At 71.3% G+C, this 16,429-nt stretch carries 12 protein-coding genes and 2 tRNA genes; 4 read left to right on the forward strand and 10 right to left on the reverse strand.

Annotation, left to right across the window (positions count from 1 at the left end):
• Complete coding sequence (locus ACFTWP_RS19635) at positions 1-1,392, reverse strand: bifunctional folylpolyglutamate synthase/dihydrofolate synthase (RefSeq protein ID WP_380265863.1); 1,392 nt, start codon at positions 1,390-1,392, stop codon at positions 1-3.
• 522 nt (positions 1,393-1,914) lie between these two features.
• Here ACFTWP_RS19635 and ACFTWP_RS19640 point away from each other — a divergent pair.
• Positions 1,915-3,465, forward strand: coding sequence for a chitinase (locus tag ACFTWP_RS19640; protein ID WP_380265864.1), 1,551 nt, complete (start codon positions 1,915-1,917; stop codon positions 3,463-3,465).
• A 132-nt stretch (positions 3,466-3,597) separates the two neighbouring features.
• On the opposite strand, the gene ACFTWP_RS19645 is transcribed toward ACFTWP_RS19640, so the two are convergent.
• The gene (locus ACFTWP_RS19645; protein WP_380265865.1) at positions 3,598-4,125 is read right to left on the reverse strand and encodes a hypothetical protein; all 528 of its coding nucleotides are present in this window, start codon (positions 4,123-4,125) and stop codon (positions 3,598-3,600) included.
• A 556-nt stretch (positions 4,126-4,681) separates the two neighbouring features.
• Complete coding sequence (locus ACFTWP_RS19650) at positions 4,682-7,345, reverse strand: valine--tRNA ligase (RefSeq protein WP_380265866.1); 2,664 nt, start codon at positions 7,343-7,345, stop codon at positions 4,682-4,684.
• A gap of 212 nt (positions 7,346-7,557) precedes the next feature.
• Between ACFTWP_RS19650 and ACFTWP_RS19655 the strand changes: the two genes are divergently transcribed.
• The gene (locus tag ACFTWP_RS19655; RefSeq protein WP_380265867.1) at positions 7,558-8,325 is read left to right on the forward strand and encodes a hypothetical protein; all 768 of its coding nucleotides are present in this window, start codon (positions 7,558-7,560) and stop codon (positions 8,323-8,325) included.
• Positions 8,326-8,402: 77 nt separating this feature from the next.
• Here ACFTWP_RS19655 and clpX read toward each other — a convergent pair whose 3' ends face one another.
• The 6 genes from clpX to ACFTWP_RS19685 all read right to left on the reverse strand — a co-directional run bounded on the left by clpX (position 8,403) and on the right by ACFTWP_RS19685 (position 15,180).
• Positions 8,403-9,692: an ATP-dependent Clp protease ATP-binding subunit ClpX gene (clpX, locus tag ACFTWP_RS19660; protein ID WP_073927834.1), complete on the reverse strand. Its 1,290-nt coding sequence runs from the start codon at positions 9,690-9,692 to the stop codon at positions 8,403-8,405.
• Between the two features lie 292 nt (positions 9,693-9,984).
• Positions 9,985-10,677 carry an ATP-dependent Clp protease proteolytic subunit gene (locus ACFTWP_RS19665; RefSeq protein WP_380265868.1) on the reverse strand — a complete coding sequence of 231 codons (693 nt, stop codon included), beginning with the start codon at positions 10,675-10,677 and terminating at the stop codon, positions 9,985-9,987.
• A 59-nt stretch (positions 10,678-10,736) separates the two neighbouring features.
• Positions 10,737-11,354 (reverse strand): ATP-dependent Clp protease proteolytic subunit, encoded by a 618-nt coding sequence (locus ACFTWP_RS19670; RefSeq protein ID WP_380265920.1) that lies wholly within the window; start codon positions 11,352-11,354, stop codon positions 10,737-10,739.
• A gap of 338 nt (positions 11,355-11,692) precedes the next feature.
• Positions 11,693-13,090 (reverse strand): trigger factor, encoded by a 1,398-nt coding sequence (tig, locus tag ACFTWP_RS19675; RefSeq protein WP_380265869.1) that lies wholly within the window; start codon positions 13,088-13,090, stop codon positions 11,693-11,695.
• A gap of 247 nt (positions 13,091-13,337) precedes the next feature.
• Positions 13,338-14,828 carry a DHA2 family efflux MFS transporter permease subunit gene (locus ACFTWP_RS19680; RefSeq protein WP_380265870.1) on the reverse strand — a complete coding sequence of 497 codons (1,491 nt, stop codon included), beginning with the start codon at positions 14,826-14,828 and terminating at the stop codon, positions 13,338-13,340.
• 278 nt (positions 14,829-15,106) lie between these two features.
• Positions 15,107-15,180: transfer RNA gene (locus tag ACFTWP_RS19685), tRNA-Pro, on the reverse strand.
• A 160-nt stretch (positions 15,181-15,340) separates the two neighbouring features.
• Between ACFTWP_RS19685 and ACFTWP_RS19690 the strand changes: the two genes are divergently transcribed.
• Positions 15,341-15,411: transfer RNA gene (locus ACFTWP_RS19690), tRNA-Gly, on the forward strand.
• Positions 15,412-15,515: 104 nt separating this feature from the next.
• On the opposite strand, the gene ACFTWP_RS19695 is transcribed toward ACFTWP_RS19690, so the two are convergent.
• Positions 15,516-16,055, reverse strand: a complete 540-nt coding sequence (locus tag ACFTWP_RS19695) for a hypothetical protein (protein ID WP_380265871.1) — start codon at positions 16,053-16,055, stop codon at positions 15,516-15,518.
• Between the two features lie 170 nt (positions 16,056-16,225).
• Here ACFTWP_RS19695 and ACFTWP_RS19700 point away from each other — a divergent pair, with 170 nt between their 5' ends.
• Positions 16,226-16,381 carry a hypothetical protein gene (locus ACFTWP_RS19700; protein WP_380265872.1) on the forward strand — a complete coding sequence of 52 codons (156 nt, stop codon included), beginning with the start codon at positions 16,226-16,228 and terminating at the stop codon, positions 16,379-16,381.
• Positions 16,382-16,429 lie beyond the last annotated feature (48 nt).

A 16,429-nucleotide genomic window follows, 5' to 3' on the forward strand; every position in this document is an offset into this window, starting at 1 on the left:
TCACTTCCTTCCGAGCAGCAGGCGCGCCTCGCCCACCGTGATGACCGAACCGGTGACCAGCACGCCGCAGCCGCCGAGGTCGCCGTCCTCCTCCGCCAGCGTGACGGCGGCGTCGATCGCCTCGTCCAGCCGCGGCTCGACCTGGACGCGGTCCTCGCCGAAGATCTCGACCGCGACGGCGGCCAGCTCGTCCACCGGCATCCGGCGGTGGGTCGAGTTCTGGGTGATCACGACCTCGGAGAGCAGCGGCTCGAAGGCCGCCAGCAGACCGGAGACGTCCTTGTCGCCGCTGGTCGCGATCACGCCGACCAGCTTGGTGAAGCCGAAGGCCTCGCCGACCGCGGCAACCGTGGCCTCGGCGCCGGCCGGGTTGTGGGCCGCGTCCAGCAGGATGGTGGGGCTGCGCCGGACGACCTCCAGACGGCCGGGCGAGCTGACTCCGGAGAACGCCTGGCGGACCTTGTCGACGTCGAGCTTGCCGCCGCGGGCGCCGCCGACGCCGAAGAAGGCCTCCACCGCGGCCAGCGCCAGCGAGGCGTTCTGGGCCTGGTGCTCCCCGTGCAGCGGGATGAAGACGTCCTCGTAGTCCTCGCCGCCGAGCCCGCGCAGGGTGACCAGCTGCCCGCCGATGGCGACCTCGCGGTGGCGGACGCCGAACTCCATGCCCTCGCGGGCCACCGTCGCGTCGACCTCGACCGCACGCTTCAGCACGGTCTGGGCCGCGTCGAGCTGCTGCTGGGCGACGACCGCGATCGCGCCGGACTTGATGATCCCGGACTTCTCGACGGCGATCTCGCCGGTGGTGCCGCCGAGCTTGTCGGTGTGGTCGAGGGAGATCGGGGTGATCACCGAGACGGCGGCGTCGATGACGTTGGTGGCGTCCCAGGAGCCGCCCATCCCGACCTCGACCACCGCGACGTCCACCGGCGTGTCGGCGAAGGCCGCGTAGGCCATGCCGGTCAGCACCTCGAAGAAGGACATCGGCACCGGTTGGGCCTCGTCGACCATCCGGACGTACGGCTCGATGTCGCGGTAGGTCTCGACGAAGCGCTCGGGGCTGATCGGGGTGCCGTCGAGGCTGATCCGCTCGGTCACCGACTCCACGTGGGGGCTGGTGTACCGGCCGGTGCGCAGCTCGAAGGTGTTGAGCAGCCGCTCGATCATCCGGGCGGTGGAGGTCTTGCCGTTGGTACCGGTGATGTGGATCGACGGGAAGGCCCGCTGGGGCTGCCCGAGGATGTCCATCAGTGTTTCGATCCGGTCGAGCGAGGGCTCCAGCTTGTTCTCCGGCCAGCGGCCGGCCAGCTCCTGCTCGACCTCGCGCAGGGCGTCCGAGGGTTCGGCGCCCTCGGGGCGGATGGTGTACGGGTTCTGCTCGGCCTTGTCGCTCACGGGGCCAGTCTACGGAGCCGCCGGGAGGCCGGACGCCGCCGGGAGGTGGGCGCACCGGGCCCGTTTCCGTTTTGTCCACTTTATGGCCGAAAGGGTGCTTCGCCGGACTTCCCGGCCGCGCCGGCTCCATCGCCGTGACCGCGGGTGCGGCGGGCGCCGACAGGCAGCCCGGCCGGGGGCGGCGACTCCCCCTGCCGGAACCGCGCCGACGCGCCGGGGCCGCCCGGCGGGCCGCACGGCCGACCACCGCACGCGCGGCGGTGCGCCCGAGGAGGGCGCGGCGCCCGACCGACCGCACGGCCGACCACCGGGGCGACCGGCGTGGCGACCACCGGGGCGGGCGCCGAGGCGGCGCGGGCCGCACCGCACTCTTGACAGCCGGATTGGTCTACTCCACCTTGTGAGGCAAGTACCCGGATCCACCGGTGACTTGAACCGTCGGACGCTCCCGCGCGCACCATCGACACCCGGCACGCCCCACCCCCACCGGGTCGGCCGGCCTCCCCCACTGGAGATGGAGTCATGCAACCTGCCCGACACCGCCGCGCCCGCGGCGTCCACACCGTGCTCGCCGGCACCGCGGCGATCGCCCTCGGCCTGACCAGCCTCGTCCTGTCGACCGGCGGCGCCCAGGCCGCCGACGTCGAACTCATCGCCAACGGCGGCTTCGAGTACGGCAATCACCTGACCAACTGGAACTGCCCGGCCGGCACCACGCCCACCACCCCGGCGGACCACCCCTCGACCGCGCTGCGCGTCACCCCGACCAGCAGCGACACCGGCGAGTGCGCCCAGACCGTCACGGTGAAGCCGTCCTCCACCTACACCCTGCGCTCCGAGGTGCAGGGCCCGTACGTCTACCTCGGTGCCCGCGGCACCGGCAGCACGGATCCCAGCACCTGGTCCAGCAGCACGAGTTGGAACAACCTCAGCACCACCTTCACCACCGGGGCGAGCACCACCAGCGTCACCGTCTACGTCCACGGCTGGTACGGCCAGGGCTCCTACCTGGTCGACAACGTCTCGCTGATCGGGCCCGGCACCCCGACCCCGACCCCGACGGGCAGCTCGTCGCCCCCCGCGACCCCCACCCCGACGATCAGCCCCTCGCCGACCGCCACCACGCCCACCCCGACCGCCACCACCCCGACCCCGACGGCCACCTCGACCGGCCCCGGCCTGCCCAAGCACCTGCTGACCGGCTACTGGCAGAACTTCGACAACGGCGCCACCGTCCAGCGGATCAGCGACGTGCCCGCCGCCTACGACATCATCGCGGTCTCCTTCGCCGACGCGACGGCCACCCAGGGAGCGATCAGCTTCACCCTGGACAGCACCCTCTCCTCCCGCCTCGGCGGGTACACCGACGCCCAGTTCAAGGCCGACATCGCGGCCAAGCGGGCGGCCGGCAAGAAGGTCGTCCTCTCGATCGGCGGGCAGAACGGCACCATCGCGGTGAACAGTTCGGCCTCCGCCACCAGCTTCGCCAACACCGCCTACACGCTGATGCAGCAGTACGGCTTCGACGGGGTCGACATCGACCTGGAGAACGGCGTCAGCGCCACCTACATGGGCCAGGCCCTGCACACCCTGGCGGGCAAGGCCGGTAGCGGCTTCGTCCTGACCATGGCGCCGCAGACCATCGACATGCAGTCCACCGGCATGGAGTACTTCAAGCTGGCGCTGAACGTCAAGGACATCCTGACCATCGTCAACATGCAGTACTACAACTCCGGTTCGATGCTCGGCTGCGACGGCAACGTCTACTCGCAGGGCACCGTGAACTTCCTGACCGCACTGGCCTGCATCCAGCTCAAGGGCGGACTCAACCCCAGCCAGGTGGGCCTCGGCGTGCCCGCCTCCACCGCCGCGGCGGGCGGCGGCTACGTCAGCGCGAGCGTGGTGAACAACGCGCTGGACTGCCTGGCGGCCGGCACGAACTGCGGCACCTTCAAGCCCGACACCAAGTGGCCCGGCATCGGCGGCGCGATGACCTGGTCGACCAACCACGACGCCAAGGCGGGCGGCCCCGTCGCCAACACCGTCGGCAGCCACCTGCACGCGATGCCGTGACCGGTGACGCGGGGCGGCGCGCAGGTACCTGAGCTCCGCCCCGCAGCGCCCGCGACATCCGGACGCCCGCACCGTCGGTGCGTCCCGTACCGGCCGGCCCGCACCCCGGGGCGGCCGGTACGGCGGTCCGCGCTACGCCCCGGCCCTGGCCTCGGGGATCTCCGGCGCCGGGCCGCAGTGGCGGCGCCGGAGTTCGGCGACCACCTCACGGGCCTCGCCCTCCGGAAGCAGCGGCAGCATCATCGCCACCGCCTGCAGCAGCCCGCCCAGCAGGAAGGTGGTGTCGGCGGTGGCGGCCACCATGCCGCGCACCACCGCGGCCTCGCCGGCCTCGACGGCCTCCAGCAGCCGGGCCGCGTCCGCCGTCTCCTCGTCGATCGCCACGCCGGAGGTGTCCGCGGGCGCGCGCCGGGCCAGCCCGCGCAGCACCCGGTCGCCGACCTCCGGCGAGTAGGCCTTGCGGACCGCCTCGGCCGCGATCCAGACCAGCAGGGTGGCCACCTCGCGTTCGGCGTGCTCCTCGAAGAGCCGGTCCAGGGCGTGGTCGTACGCCAGCTGGTTGCCGTGCCGGAAGGCCAGCAGCAGGGTGGCCGCGCGGGCCTTGGCCTCCTCCACCGCCTCGGCAGGCAGTTCGTCGGCCAACTCCTCCGTCACCACCACGCCATGCCCTCCCGTCAGCCGGCCTGCTCCGCAGGACTCCAGCCCACCGTACACAGCCGACCTGTGAACTTCGCCGAACCCGCCCGTACAAGACCGGAAGGAAATCGACCGTCTTTTGACCACAGTGCGGCACGGATTTCCCCACCCTCCCATCGGAGCGGGCCGATTACCGCACATGGGCGAAGGATTCAGTCGTACGAGAAGCGTTCCGCCGGCCCGCCCCGGGCCCGACGTGCCACCACGTGCCCGGATGGGCCCCCACCGAGGTCTCGACCGCGATTCTCGGAGCGGTATTCCACGGCGCCGCGGAATGCGGCCGAACGGGTTGTCCGGGCGGCGGCGGACATCCGGTGGACGCCGTGATGAGTATTCGCCGGAACAGCCCAGTGTCCGAACGGCGAAGAGGCCCCGCTGGTGCGTCCGGTGCTACCTCCCCGGCCGATTTCCGGAGGATTCCCGATCCGCGAAACCGCCCGGGCGGGAAAGCGGCCGGGAAAGCCCGAGGGCCGCACCCCGTGCGACGGGGTACGGCCCTCGGTGCGGCGGCTACGCCGGATCAGCCCTGCGGCAGCGCCGCCAGCTGGGCCGTGATCCGGGCGATGTCGGCCCCGGCGGCCTCCTGACGGGCCCGGATCTTGGCGACCACGTCGTCCGGCGCCTTGGCGAGGAAGCCCTCGTTGCCGAGCTTCGCGGTGGTCTGGGCCTGCTCCTTCTCGGCCGCCGCGAGGTCCTTGGCGAGGCGCTTGCGCTCGGCCGCGACGTCGATGGTGCCGGAGAGGTCCAGGGCCACCGTGGCCCCCGCGACGGGCAGCGAGGCGGTGGCCGCGAAGCCCTCCTCGGGGGCGGTCAGGCGCAGCAGCGAGCGGATCGCGTCCTCGTGCGCGGTGAGCACGGTGCCGGCCAGGTCGAGGGTGGCGGGCACCTTCTGGGCGGGCTGCAGGCCCTGGTCCGAGCGGAACCGGCGGACCTCGGTGACCACCTGCTGCAGGGTGGCGACCTCGGCCTCGGCCGCGGCGTCCCGGCGGGACGGGTCGGCGGTCGGCCACGCGGTGACGACCAGCGACTCGGCGCCGGTGAGGGTCGTCCAGAGCGCCTCGGTGACGAACGGGACGACCGGGTGGAGCAGGCGCAGCGTCACGTCCAGGACCTCGCCCAGCACCCGGCGCGCGGCGTCGGCCTGCGGGCCGCCCTTGGCCAGGGTGGTCTTGGAGAGCTCGACGTACCAGTCGAAGACCTCGTCCCAGGCGAAGTGGAACAGGACGTCGGCGACCTTGGCGAACTGGTAGTCGTCGTAGAGCCCGTCGACCTCGGCCACCGTGGCGTTGAGGCGGGACAGGATCCAGCGGTCGACGGCCGTCAGCTCCTCGGGGGCCGGCAGCGGGCCCTCGACGGTGGCGCCGTTCATCAGCGCGAAGCGGGTGGCGTTCCAGATCTTGTTGCAGAAGTTGCGCGAGCCCTTGACCCAGTCCTCGCCGATCGGCACGTCGGCACCGGGGTTGGCGCCGCGGGCCAGGGTGAAGCGGACGGCGTCGGCGCCGTACTCGTCCATCCAGTCCAGCGGGTCCACGGCGGTGCCGGAGGACTTGGACATCTTCTTGCCGAACTGGTCGCGGACCAGGCCGGTGAGCGCGATGGTGTGGAACGGAGCCTGGCCCTCCATCGCGTACAGGCCGAACATCATCATCCGGGCGACCCAGAAGAAGATGATGTCGTGACCGGTGAGCAGGACGTCGGTGGCGTAGAACTTCTCCAGATCCGGGGTCTGCTCGGGCCAGCCCAGGGTGGAGAACGGCCACAGCGCGCTGGAGAACCAGGTGTCCAGGACGTCCGGGTCCTGGTGCCAGCCCTCGCCCGTCGGCGGCTCCTCGTTCGGACCGACGCAGACGACCTGGCCCTCGGGGCCGTACCAGACCGGGATCCGGTGGCCCCACCAGAGCTGGCGCGAGATGCACCAGTCGTGCATGTTGTCGACCCAGCTGAAGTAGCGGCCCTCCAGCTCCTTCGGGTGGATGGCGACCCGGCCGTCGCGGACGGCGTCGCCGGCGGCGGCGGCCAGCGGCTCGACCTTGACCCACCACTGCAGCGACAGGCGCGGCTCGACGATGGTGTGGCAGCGCGAGCAGTGGCCCACGGCGTGCATGTAGGGGCGCTTCTCCTCGACGATGCGCCCCTGCTCGCGCAGGGCGCCGACGACCGCGGAGCGGGCCTCCAGCCGGTCCAGGCCGAGGAAGGGGCCGTGCACGGTGATGACGCCGTGCTCGTCCATCACGCTGAGGTTCGGCAGGTCGTGCCGCTGGCCGATGGCGAAGTCGTTCGGGTCGTGCGCCGGCGTCACCTTGACCGCGCCGGTGCCGAACTCCGGGTCGACGTGCTCGTCGGCCACCACCGGGATCCGGCGGTCCGTCAGCGGCAGGGCGATGGTGCGCCCGACCAGGTGGGCGTAGCGCTCGTCCCCGGGGTGGACGGCGATCGCGGTGTCGCCGAGCAGCGTCTCCGCGCGGGTGGTGGCGACGACGATCGAGTCCTCGCCCTCGCCGTAGCGGATGGAGACCAGCTCGCCGGGGCTGTCCTCGTGCTCGACCTCGATGTCGGAGAGCGCGGTGAGGCAGCGCGGACACCAGTTGATGATGCGCTCGGCGCGGTAGATCAGACCGTCGTCGAAGAGCTTCTTGAAGATGGTCTGGACGGCCTGCGAGAGGCCCTCGTCCATGGTGAAGCGCTCGCGCGACCAGTCGACGCCGTCGCCGAGGCGGCGCATCTGGCCGAGGATCTTGCCGCCGTAGTTCTCCTTCCACTCCCAGACCTTCTCGACGAAGGCCTCGCGGCCCAGGTCGTGGCGGGAGAGGCCGGACTCGGCGAGCTGCTGCTCGACCTTGTTCTGGGTGGCGATGCCGGCGTGGTCCATGCCGGGCAGCCAGAGGGCCTCGTAGCCCTGCATGCGCTTGCGGCGGGTCAGCGCGTCCATCAGCGTGTGCTGGAAGGCGTGGCCCAGGTGCAGGGCCCCGGTGACGTTCGGCGGCGGGATGACGATGGTGTAGGCGGGCTTGTCGCTCTTGGCGTCGGCGGTGAAGTAGCCACGCTCCACCCAGCGCTCGTACAGCGCGCCCTCTACCTCCGCCGGGGCGTAGGTCGTCGGGATGCCACCGCTGAGTGCGGTGGTGGCGGCTGCGTCGTCCCCGGGCGTGTTGCTCTCGGGGCGCTGGTTCGTCGTGTCGGTCACGACGCACAGTTTACGTAACAGCGGAGCCCGGTTACGAACCGCTTTCCTCCCCGCGCCGGCCGGCCCCGTCCCCCGCGCCCGGTATTCCGAGCGACGCCCGAACGCCTTGCGATAGCGTGCCCGGGCACTCGCACGAGTTTTCGGCGAGCCCCGAAGTGTTCCGGCCGGCCCGGCGCCGACCGTCACGAGAACACCTGGCAGAGAGGGCCACCGTGTCCGACCACAACCCGTACGGCCCGCCGCCCGCCGAGCCGTTCGGAGCTCCCCCGCCGCCGCCCGGCACCGCCGCGCCGCAGGGCTGGGGAGTGCCGCCGCAGGCCGGTCCCGCCGACCCGGCCGGCGCCGGGTACCCCTACGGCTACGCGCCGATCGCCCCGCCGAAGAAGTCCCGCCGGACCCTGTGGATCGTGCTCGGCGCGGTGGCGGGCGTCCTGCTGCTCGGCGGCGGTGCCCTCGGCTACTTCGTCTGGGACCTCGCCTCCAAGACCGGCACCCACAAGGTGGTGCTGCCGCAGACCTTCCACGGCGTGGAGCGGGACGACGACAACCCGACCGCCCGGACCCTGCAGAGCGGCCTGGCCGGTGCCTACTCCAGCGGCAAGAACGCCTGGAAGCCCACCGCGGTGTCGGGCGTGTACCCGGACAAGGCGCACCGCAGCGGGGTGATCGTGGCCGGCGGCTACGGCAACGTGGTGCTGCCGGAGACCGAGCTCCGGCAGTTCCTGGACGGCTTCGAGTCGAGCGGCAAGGGCAAGGGCACCACCTTCGGCGAGCGCCGGACCTTCGATCCCGGCCCGCTCGGCGGCTATCTGACCTGCGAGACCATGACCGCCCCGCAGGAGACGGACACCGTCTGCGCCTGGGCCGACCACAGCTCCGTGGTGATGGTCCTGAGCGGCGGCCCGGACATCCAGCCCGACCTGGACAAGGCCGCCGCCGCGACCCGCGAGCTGCGCCAGGCCGCCGAGGTCGTCAAGTGAGCGCCACCGGCTGAACCGCACGACGGACGCGCAGGAGCCCCGCACCACTCGGTGCGGGGCTCCTGCGCGTACCGGGATCAGGCGCTCTTGTCGCGCCGCTCCCGCTTGATCATGTCGCGCGGGACGAGGGTCGGGATGGCGTGCTTGGAGACCACGTCCCCGGTGACCACCACGCGGGCGACGTCCTGACGCGAGGGCACCTCGTACATCACGGACATCAGCACCTCCTCCATGATGGCCCGCAGGCCGCGGGCGCCGGTGCCGCGCAGGATCGCCTGGTCGGCGATCGCCTCCAGCGCGTCGCGGGAGAACTCCAGCTCGACGCCGTCCAGCTCGAAGAGCTTGCGGTACTGCTTGACCAGCGCGTTCTTCGGCTCGGTGAGGATCTGCAGCAGCGCCTCGCGGTCCAGGTTGTGCACGCTGGTGATCACGGGCAGGCGGCCGATGAACTCGGGGATCATCCCGAACTTCACCAGGTCCTCCGGCATCACCTGACGGAAGTGGTCGCTGGAGTCGCTCTCCCGCTTGGAGCGGATGTTGGCGCCGAAGCCGATGCCCTTGGCACCCGCCCGGCCCTCGATGATCCGCTCCAGGCCGGCGAAGGCACCGCCCACGATGAACAGCACGTTGGTGGTGTCGATCTGGATGAACTCCTGGTGCGGGTGCTTGCGCCCGCCCTGCGGCGGCACCGAGGCGGTGGTGCCCTCCAGGATCTTCAGCAGGGCCTGCTGCACGCCCTCGCCGGAGACGTCGCGCGTGATCGACGGGTTCTCGCTCTTGCGGGCGACCTTGTCGATCTCGTCGATGTAGATGATCCCGGTCTCGGCCTTCTTGACGTCGTAGTCCGCCGCCTGGATCAGCTTGAGCAGGATGTTCTCGACGTCCTCGCCGACGTACCCGGCCTCGGTCAGCGCCGTGGCGTCCGCGATCGCGAACGGCACGTTGAGCATCCGGGCCAGGGTCTGGGCCAGCAGCGTCTTGCCGGAGCCGGTCGGGCCCAGCAGCAGGATGTTGGACTTCGCCAGCTCGATGGCGTCCTCGCGGCCGTTGCCGCCGCTGCGGCCGGCCTCGCCCGCCTGGACGCGCTTGTAGTGGTTGTACACGGCCACCGACAGCGACTTCTTCGCCGTGTCCTGGCCGACCACGTACTGGTCGAGGAACTCGTAGATCTCGCGCGGCTTCGGGAGCTCCTCGAAACGCACCTCGGAGGTCTCGGCGAGCTCCTCCTCGATGATCTCGTTGCAGAGGTCGATGCACTCGTCGCAGATGTACACGCCAGGCCCGGCGATGAGCTTCTTCACCTGCTTCTGGGACTTGCCGCAGAACGAGCACTTGAGCAGGTCGCCACCGTCTCCGATGCGTGCCACGAGGTGCTTCCCCTTCGCCAGGGGCCCCGCGGGGGTTCCGGGGCCTGGTGCTGTGGACCGTCAGCGCCGTGGGCGCTCGGTCTCGCTATCCGACGGTACTCTGCCGGGCCGGTGATTCCGCTGTCTTCGGCAGGTCTGCCCTACGCCCTGGGCGAATTGATACCGAACAGATGCCGTCCGGGAGGCGTGGGCCGTGCTTCGGGCGACCTCGCGGGGCCGCCGCGGCCGCCGGGGCGGGGCACGCGGTGTTCGTACGAGCACCGTGCGCGCCCCGCCCGGGCCGCCTGCGACCTCAGTCGCTCAGCGAGGTCTTGCGGGTGGAGATGATCTGGTCGATCAGCCCGTACTCCAGGGCCTCCTCGGCCGTCAGGATCTTGTCGCGCTCGATGTCGTCGCGCACCTGCTCGATCGGCTTGTTGGAGTGCTTGGAGAGCATCTCCTCCAGCTGCTCGCGCATCCGGAAGATCTCCCGGGCCTGGATCTCCAGGTCGGACACCTGGCCGCGGCCGGTCTCGGTGTACGGCTGGTGGATCAGGATCCGGGCGTTCGGCAGCGCCATCCGCTTGCCGGGCGTGCCCGCGGCGAGCAGGACGGCGGCGGCGGAGGCCGCCTGGCCCATGCAGACGGTGGTGATGTCCGGCTTGACGTACTGCATGGTGTCGTAGATCGCGGTCAGCGCCGTGAACGAGCCGCCGGGCGAGTTGATGTACATCTGGATCTCGCGGTCCGGGTCCATCGACTCCAGGCAGAGCAGCTGGGCCATGATGTCGTTCGCCGAGACGTCGTCCACCTGCGAGCCGAGGAAGATGATGCGCTCCTCGAACAGCTTGGCGTACGGGTCGTACTCGCGGACACCCTGCGAGGTGCGCTCGACGAAGCGCGGGACGATGTAACGGCCCTCCGCCCGCGGGGCGGTGGACTCGGAGCGGGCACCGAAGTACTCGCCGCGCGGCGTGTTGGCGCCGAAGGAAGTGTTGCTGGCCATGGGAGTTCCGTCCTCCGAATGCGTGCGTGCCGTCGTGTGTGGGGTGCGGGAGGGGGCGCTCAGGCGCCGGTGCCGCCGCCGCCGGGGACATCCGCGGCACTGTGCATGATCGAGTCGATGAGGCCGTACTCCTTGGCCTCCTCCGGGGTGAACCAGCGGTCGCGGTCGGAGTCCGCGGTGACGCGGTCGAAGGACTGGCCGCTGTGGTGCGCGATCAGCTCGGACATCCGCTTCTTGGTGCGGAGCAGCTGCTCGGCCTGGATCCGGATGTCGGTGGCGGAGCCGCCGAGGCCGGCGGAGGGCTGGTGCATCAGGATGTTGGCGTTCGGCAGCGAGAAGCGCTTGCCCTTGGCGCCGGCGGTCAGCAGGAACTGGCCCATCGAGGCCGCCATGCCCATCGCGATGGTGACCACGTCGTTCTTGATGTACTGCATGGTGTCGTAGATCGCCATGCCGGCCGTGATCGAGCCGCCGGGGGAGTTGATGTAGAGGTAGATGTCCTTCTCGGGGTCAGCCGCCAGGAGCAGCAGCTGCGCGGTGATCTTGTTCGCGATGTCGTCGTCGACCCCCTGGCCGAGGAAGATGATCCGCTCGTTGAGCAGCCGGTTGTAAACCTGGTCTCCCAGGCCGCCGAGCACGTCACCACCGGCGGCGTGCGGCGCCATCAGGCCAGGCATCTGCATCTGCGGGAACGTCACTTAGCCACCTGCTCAGTCGATTTGGACGGTCGCTCCACGGCCGTCACTTTGTCGCACAGCTTGAGATATCACTGCGTGAATGTCGCTGTCCAAGGACCCTAACGCGCAGGCCGGGCCGCAGAATCCCCCACGCAGAACTGTTCGCTGTGAGCGCAGGGTCCGCGGCCCCCGGAGGGCCCGGCGGTGCCGTGCGCACACGGCCCGCGCACAGACGGCCGCCGGGCCGGCGCAGTGCGCGTCGGCGGGCGGACGACAGTGGGCCCGGACGCCGCTGTACGGCGTCCGGGCCCACCGCCTGGTCAGGCGTACCGGGACGATCAGGCCTCGGTCGACTCGGCGGCGTTCTCGCCCGCCTCGACGGCCTCGACGGTCTCGCCCGACTCGTCGGTCTCGTCGTCGTCGAAGTTGATCTCGTTGCCCTCGGTGTCGACGACCTTGGCGGCCTCGACGACCAGCGCCAGCGCCTTGCCGCGGGCGACCTCGCCGACCAGCAGCGGCACCTGGCCACCCTGGACGACCTGCTGCGCGAACTGGTCCGGGGTCAGACCCGAACCGGCGGCACGGCGGATGAGGTGCTCGGTGAGCTCCTCCTGGTTGACGCCCAGCTCCTCGTTGCCGACGATCTGGTCCAGCACGAACTGGGTCTTGATGCCCTTCTTGGCCTGCTCCTCGGTCTCCGCCAGGAAGTCCTCGAGGGACTTGTCCTGGGTGGCGAGGTAGGTCTCCAGGGTGAGGCCCATGGGCTCCAGCTGGTGGTGCTCCAGGTTGTGGCGACGGGTCTCGATCTCGTCCTTGAGGAGCTTCTCCGGGTAGTCCATCTCGACCTTGGAGAGCAGCTCGTCCAGGACCTTCTCCTGCGCCTGGGTGGCCTGGTCGAACTCCTTCATGCGCTCGAGGCGCTTGCGGGAGTCGGCACGCAGCTCGTCCAGGGTGTCGAACTCGCTCGCCAGCTGGGCGAACTCGTCGTCCAGCTCGGGGAGCTCCTTCTCCTGGACGGCGGTCACGGTGACGGTGACCTCGGAGGTCTTGCCCGCCTGGGTGCCGCCCTTGAGCTCGGTGCTGAAGGTCGCGGTGCCACCGGCCGCCAGGCCGACGACGGCGTCGTCGATGCCGTCGATGAGCCGGCCGGAGCCGATCTCGTAGCTGACGCCGGAGGCGAGGCCGTCGTCCGGCACCTCACCGTCGACCTTGGCCTCCAGGTCGACGACGACGATGTCGCCGGCGGCCGCGGCGCGCTCCACGTCCTTGACCGAGGAGAAGCGCTCGCGCAGCTGCTCCAGGGACTTGTCGACGTCCTCGTCGGAGACGACGATCGGGTCGACGGTCACCGAGATCTCGGTGAAGTCGGGGAGGGTGACCTCGGGGCGGATGTCGACCTCGGCGGTGAACTTGAGGTCACCACCGTCGGCGATCTTCTCGACACCCTCGATGTCGGTGATGTCGGGCTGGCCGAGGACCTCGATCTTGCCCTCGTCGACGGCCTGCGTGTAGAAGCGCGGCAGGGCGTCGTTGACGGCCTCTTCCAGCACGGCCGCACGGCCGAAGCGCTGGTCGATGACACGGTTCGGGATCTTGCCCTTGCGGAAGCCCGGGACCGAGACCTGCTGGTTGATCTTCTTGTACGCCGCGTCGAGGCTGGGCTTGAGCTCCTCGAAGGGCACCTCGACGGTGAGTCGAACCCGGGTCGGGTTCAGAGTCTCGACGGCGCTCTTCACGGTTGGGTCTCCTATTGGGCTTGCGGTCAGGGTTGTCTCCGCCGTTCCCGGTGGCCACGTGGCCGGTCGGGTCGGGCGAGACGGGCGATGGGCGGTTGGGGCTGCATCTCCCGTTGGGGTGGACGCTGAGAGTGACTCCTCGCCCTCGGGCGGCTGACCTGGGTGTACACCACAGGCACTACCGCCAGCGGCCCATCCTACCGGTACCACGAAAGGCGGACGCCAGGACGCAGCCGCCTCAGTTCTCTCAGCGCCCCCGCGCACCCTCCGGAACGGCCTCCCCGGCGGGCTCCCGCGCAGGCCCGGGCACCCCGCGCATCGTCGGCGCCGCATCGGAATCCCGGACGGACAACGCGATCGCGGCGGCCACCAGGGCCAGCCCCGCGGCCACCAGGAAAGCCGCCCGGTAGGCGACCAGGTTCGCCACGGGCGTACCCGAAGCGTCCGTGGTGACCGTCCCGACGGCGGTCAGGACCGTGCCGAGCACCGCCACGCCCAGGGCCGACCCCAGCTGCCGCTGGGCGTTGAACAGCGTGGACGCCGCCCCGGTGGACCGGGTGGGGATGGTCGCGAAGGCCGCGGTCTGCGAGGGCATGAAGACGTGCGACATCGCGAAACCGGTGACGAACATCAGCCCGCGGACCGCCCACAGGTTGCTGTCCGGGGTGATCGCCGTCATCGTGGCCAGGCAGAGCGCCACCACGGTCGCCCCGGCGGCGAGGAGCCGGCGGGGGCCGACCCGCGGGTAGAGCCGGCCGGCCACCTGCGAGGCGATCATCACGCCGATCGCCTCGGGGAAGACCATCAGGCCGCTGTGCAGCGCGTCCATGCCCAGCGCGTCCTGCATCAGCAGCGGGAAGAGGTAGAGCATCCCGAGGAAGGCCGCGCCGGAGAAGAGCGAGAGCAGGTTCGAGGTGCGGAAGATCCGGTCGCGCAGCAGCCGCAGGTCCAGCATCGGCTCCGGGCGGCGCAGCTCGACGACGACCATGGCCACCAGGGCGAGCGTCCCGGCGACGGCGGACCCGAGGATCCGGGCGCTCCCCCAGCCCTGGCCGGCCCCCTCGGAGAGGGCGTACATCACCAGGCCGAAGCCGGCGGCCGACAGCAGGAAGCCCGCCGCGTCGAAGCGCCCGGCCCGCTCGGTGCGGTAGTCCGGCAGGAAGAGGAGGCCGAAGACCAGGGCGGCGACGCCCACCGGCACGTTGACGATGAAGACCCAGTGCCAGGACCAGCCGTCCACCAGCCAGCCGCCCAGCACCGGGCCGAGGGCCGGGGCCACGGCGGTCGGCAGCATCAGCACCCGGGTCGCCCGCATCCGCTCCTCCTGCGGGAAGGCCCGGAAGAGCATGGTCATCCCGACCGGGGTCAGCATGCCGCCGGCGGCGCCCTGGAAGATCCGGTAGAGGGTCAGCTGCAGCATCGAGTCGGCGGCGCCGCAGAGCAGCGAGGCGACCGTGAACAGCGTCAGCGAGACCAGGAAGACCCGCCGGGTGCCGTACCTGTCGCCCATCCAGCCGGACAGCGGCACGAAGACGGCGAGGCTGACCAGGTAGCCGACGTTGACGATGCCGACGCCCGCCGGGTCGACCCCGAACTGCCGCCCGATCGAGGGCAGCGCCACGTTGACGATCGTGGTGTCCATGATCGACATGAACAGCGCGGCCACGAAGACGGCGCCGACCGCGGTCTTCGCGCTGATCCCCCGGCGCGGTGGGACGGTGGGGTCGGGGAGGGACATCCGCTCTCCAGCAGTTGGTGAACAATCAACATTCCACCTTGCCCCACGGCGGGCCGAAACGCGAGCCCGCCGACCGGACCCGCGGGGGCGCCAGGACACCGGGCACTCGGCCGACGGAGCGACGGCGCGGCGACGCGGCGACGCGGCAGCCGGCGCGGAGGTCGCGAACGCGAACGGGAACGGGACGCGCACAGGAACGGGAGTTGTTCGATCCGGGGACACCTCACCCGGAGAACGCCAACAGGGCCCCGCCTGTCCGGCGAGACCCTGCCGCACTGTCGGGGTGACCGGATTCGAACCGACGGCCTTCCGCTCCCAAAGCGGACGCGCTACCAAACTGCGCCACACCCCGTGGTGCCGAGAGGAAGCGTACACGCCGGGCCCCCACGGCCGGCCGACATTATCGGAGGCCGCCGCGACCGAAGGAGTGTGCACACACCCGACCGGACCAGGTAGGCTGACCCCGTCCTCGCGTCCGGCAGCGGTCACGGGGTGCGTGCCCAGGCACGCGTGCGGGCGTAGCTCAATGGTAGAGCCCTAGTCTTCCAAACTAGTCACGCGAGTTCGATTCTCGTCGCCCGCTCAGCTGACAGCGGCCCAGGTCCGGGATTCCATCCCGGACCTGGGCCGCTGTCGTTCCCGCGGGTCGTCGGGGCGGCGTGCCCGTGCCGTGCCCCGGCCGCGGCCTCAGAGGCCCAGGGACTGGGCGCGGGCGGCCGCCTGGTCGAGGAGTCGGTGGATGTCCGCCTGGCGGGTGGTGGGGCGGTCGTTGTACTCGTCCGGGGAGCTGACCGGGCGTCCGGTGGCGTGCAGGATCTCCATCACCTGGACGCGGGCGGTCTGGACGGTGCCCGGGGTGCCGTAGCCGTGGGCGAGGACGGCGACCTGGGCGCCGAGGAGGCAGACCCGGCCGGCGGAGTCCCACATGGCGCCCTGGAGCCAGCCGAAGGCGCCGATGTAGCGGGAGGTCAGCCGCAGGTGGCCGGCGGCGGTCAGGGGGGCCGGGCGGGCCGGGCGCCGGGTCAGCCGTTCGAGCAGGGTGGGCCGGGGCAGCGGGTGGCCGGCGTTCCAGGGCTGGACGGTGCTGCCGAGCGGCGCGACGTACGGGATCACCGGCCGCCCGGCCTGCTCGGGGAGCGAGGCGAGGTAGGCCTCGATCTCGTCGGCGAGGCCGGACCCGTCCGGGGTGAGCACGAGCGGCGGGGGGCTCAGAGTGGTGCGGGTCATGGCGATCGCTCCTGCACGGGCCGACGGGTAGTGCTACCCAAAATGGTGCATAGCGGGGCAATCCGCTAGCCGAGCCCGCCCGTGTCGACCCGTCCGCTCCCCCGGACGGGCACCCGGCGTAGGCTCCCCGCCGACGGCGGGAGGGCCGCCGCCGCACGGGGAGGAATCACATGGAGCTCGCACAGGTGCGCCTGCTGGTGGACGACTTCGGCACCTGCTTCCGGTTCTACCGGGACGTCATCGGCCTGACCCCGCAGCAGGACGACGAGAGCGGCCCGTACGGGAAGCTCAGCCCGCCCGCCGGAACGGCGGCCGTCACGCTGTAGCAGCGGGAGCACTTCGCCCGGGCCCTGCCGGCCGGGGCCCTCGCCGCG

Source organism: Kitasatospora sp. NPDC057015, assembly GCF_042673745.1.
GTDB lineage: Bacteria > Actinomycetota > Actinomycetes > Streptomycetales > Streptomycetaceae > Kitasatospora.

What these genes read in the sequence shown, in the direction of transcription:
- ACFTWP_RS19640 (WP_380265864.1), top strand. Translation starts at nt 1,915, where the DNA reads ATGCAACCTGCCCGACACCGCCGCGCCCGCGGCGTCCACACCGTGCTC.
- ACFTWP_RS19665 (WP_380265868.1), bottom strand. Translation starts at nt 10,677, where the DNA reads ATGGCCAGCAACACTTCCTTCGGCGCCAACACGCCGCGCGGCGAGTAC.
- ACFTWP_RS19670 (WP_380265920.1), bottom strand. Translation starts at nt 11,354, where the DNA reads ATGCCTGGCCTGATGGCGCCGCACGCCGCCGGTGGTGACGTGCTCGGC.
- ACFTWP_RS19680 (WP_380265870.1), bottom strand. Translation starts at nt 14,828, where the DNA reads ATGTCCCTCCCCGACCCCACCGTCCCACCGCGCCGGGGGATCAGCGCG.
- ACFTWP_RS19695 (WP_380265871.1), bottom strand. Translation starts at nt 16,055, where the DNA reads ATGACCCGCACCACTCTGAGCCCCCCGCCGCTCGTGCTCACCCCGGAC.
- ACFTWP_RS19700 (WP_380265872.1), top strand. Translation starts at nt 16,226, where the DNA reads ATGGAGCTCGCACAGGTGCGCCTGCTGGTGGACGACTTCGGCACCTGC.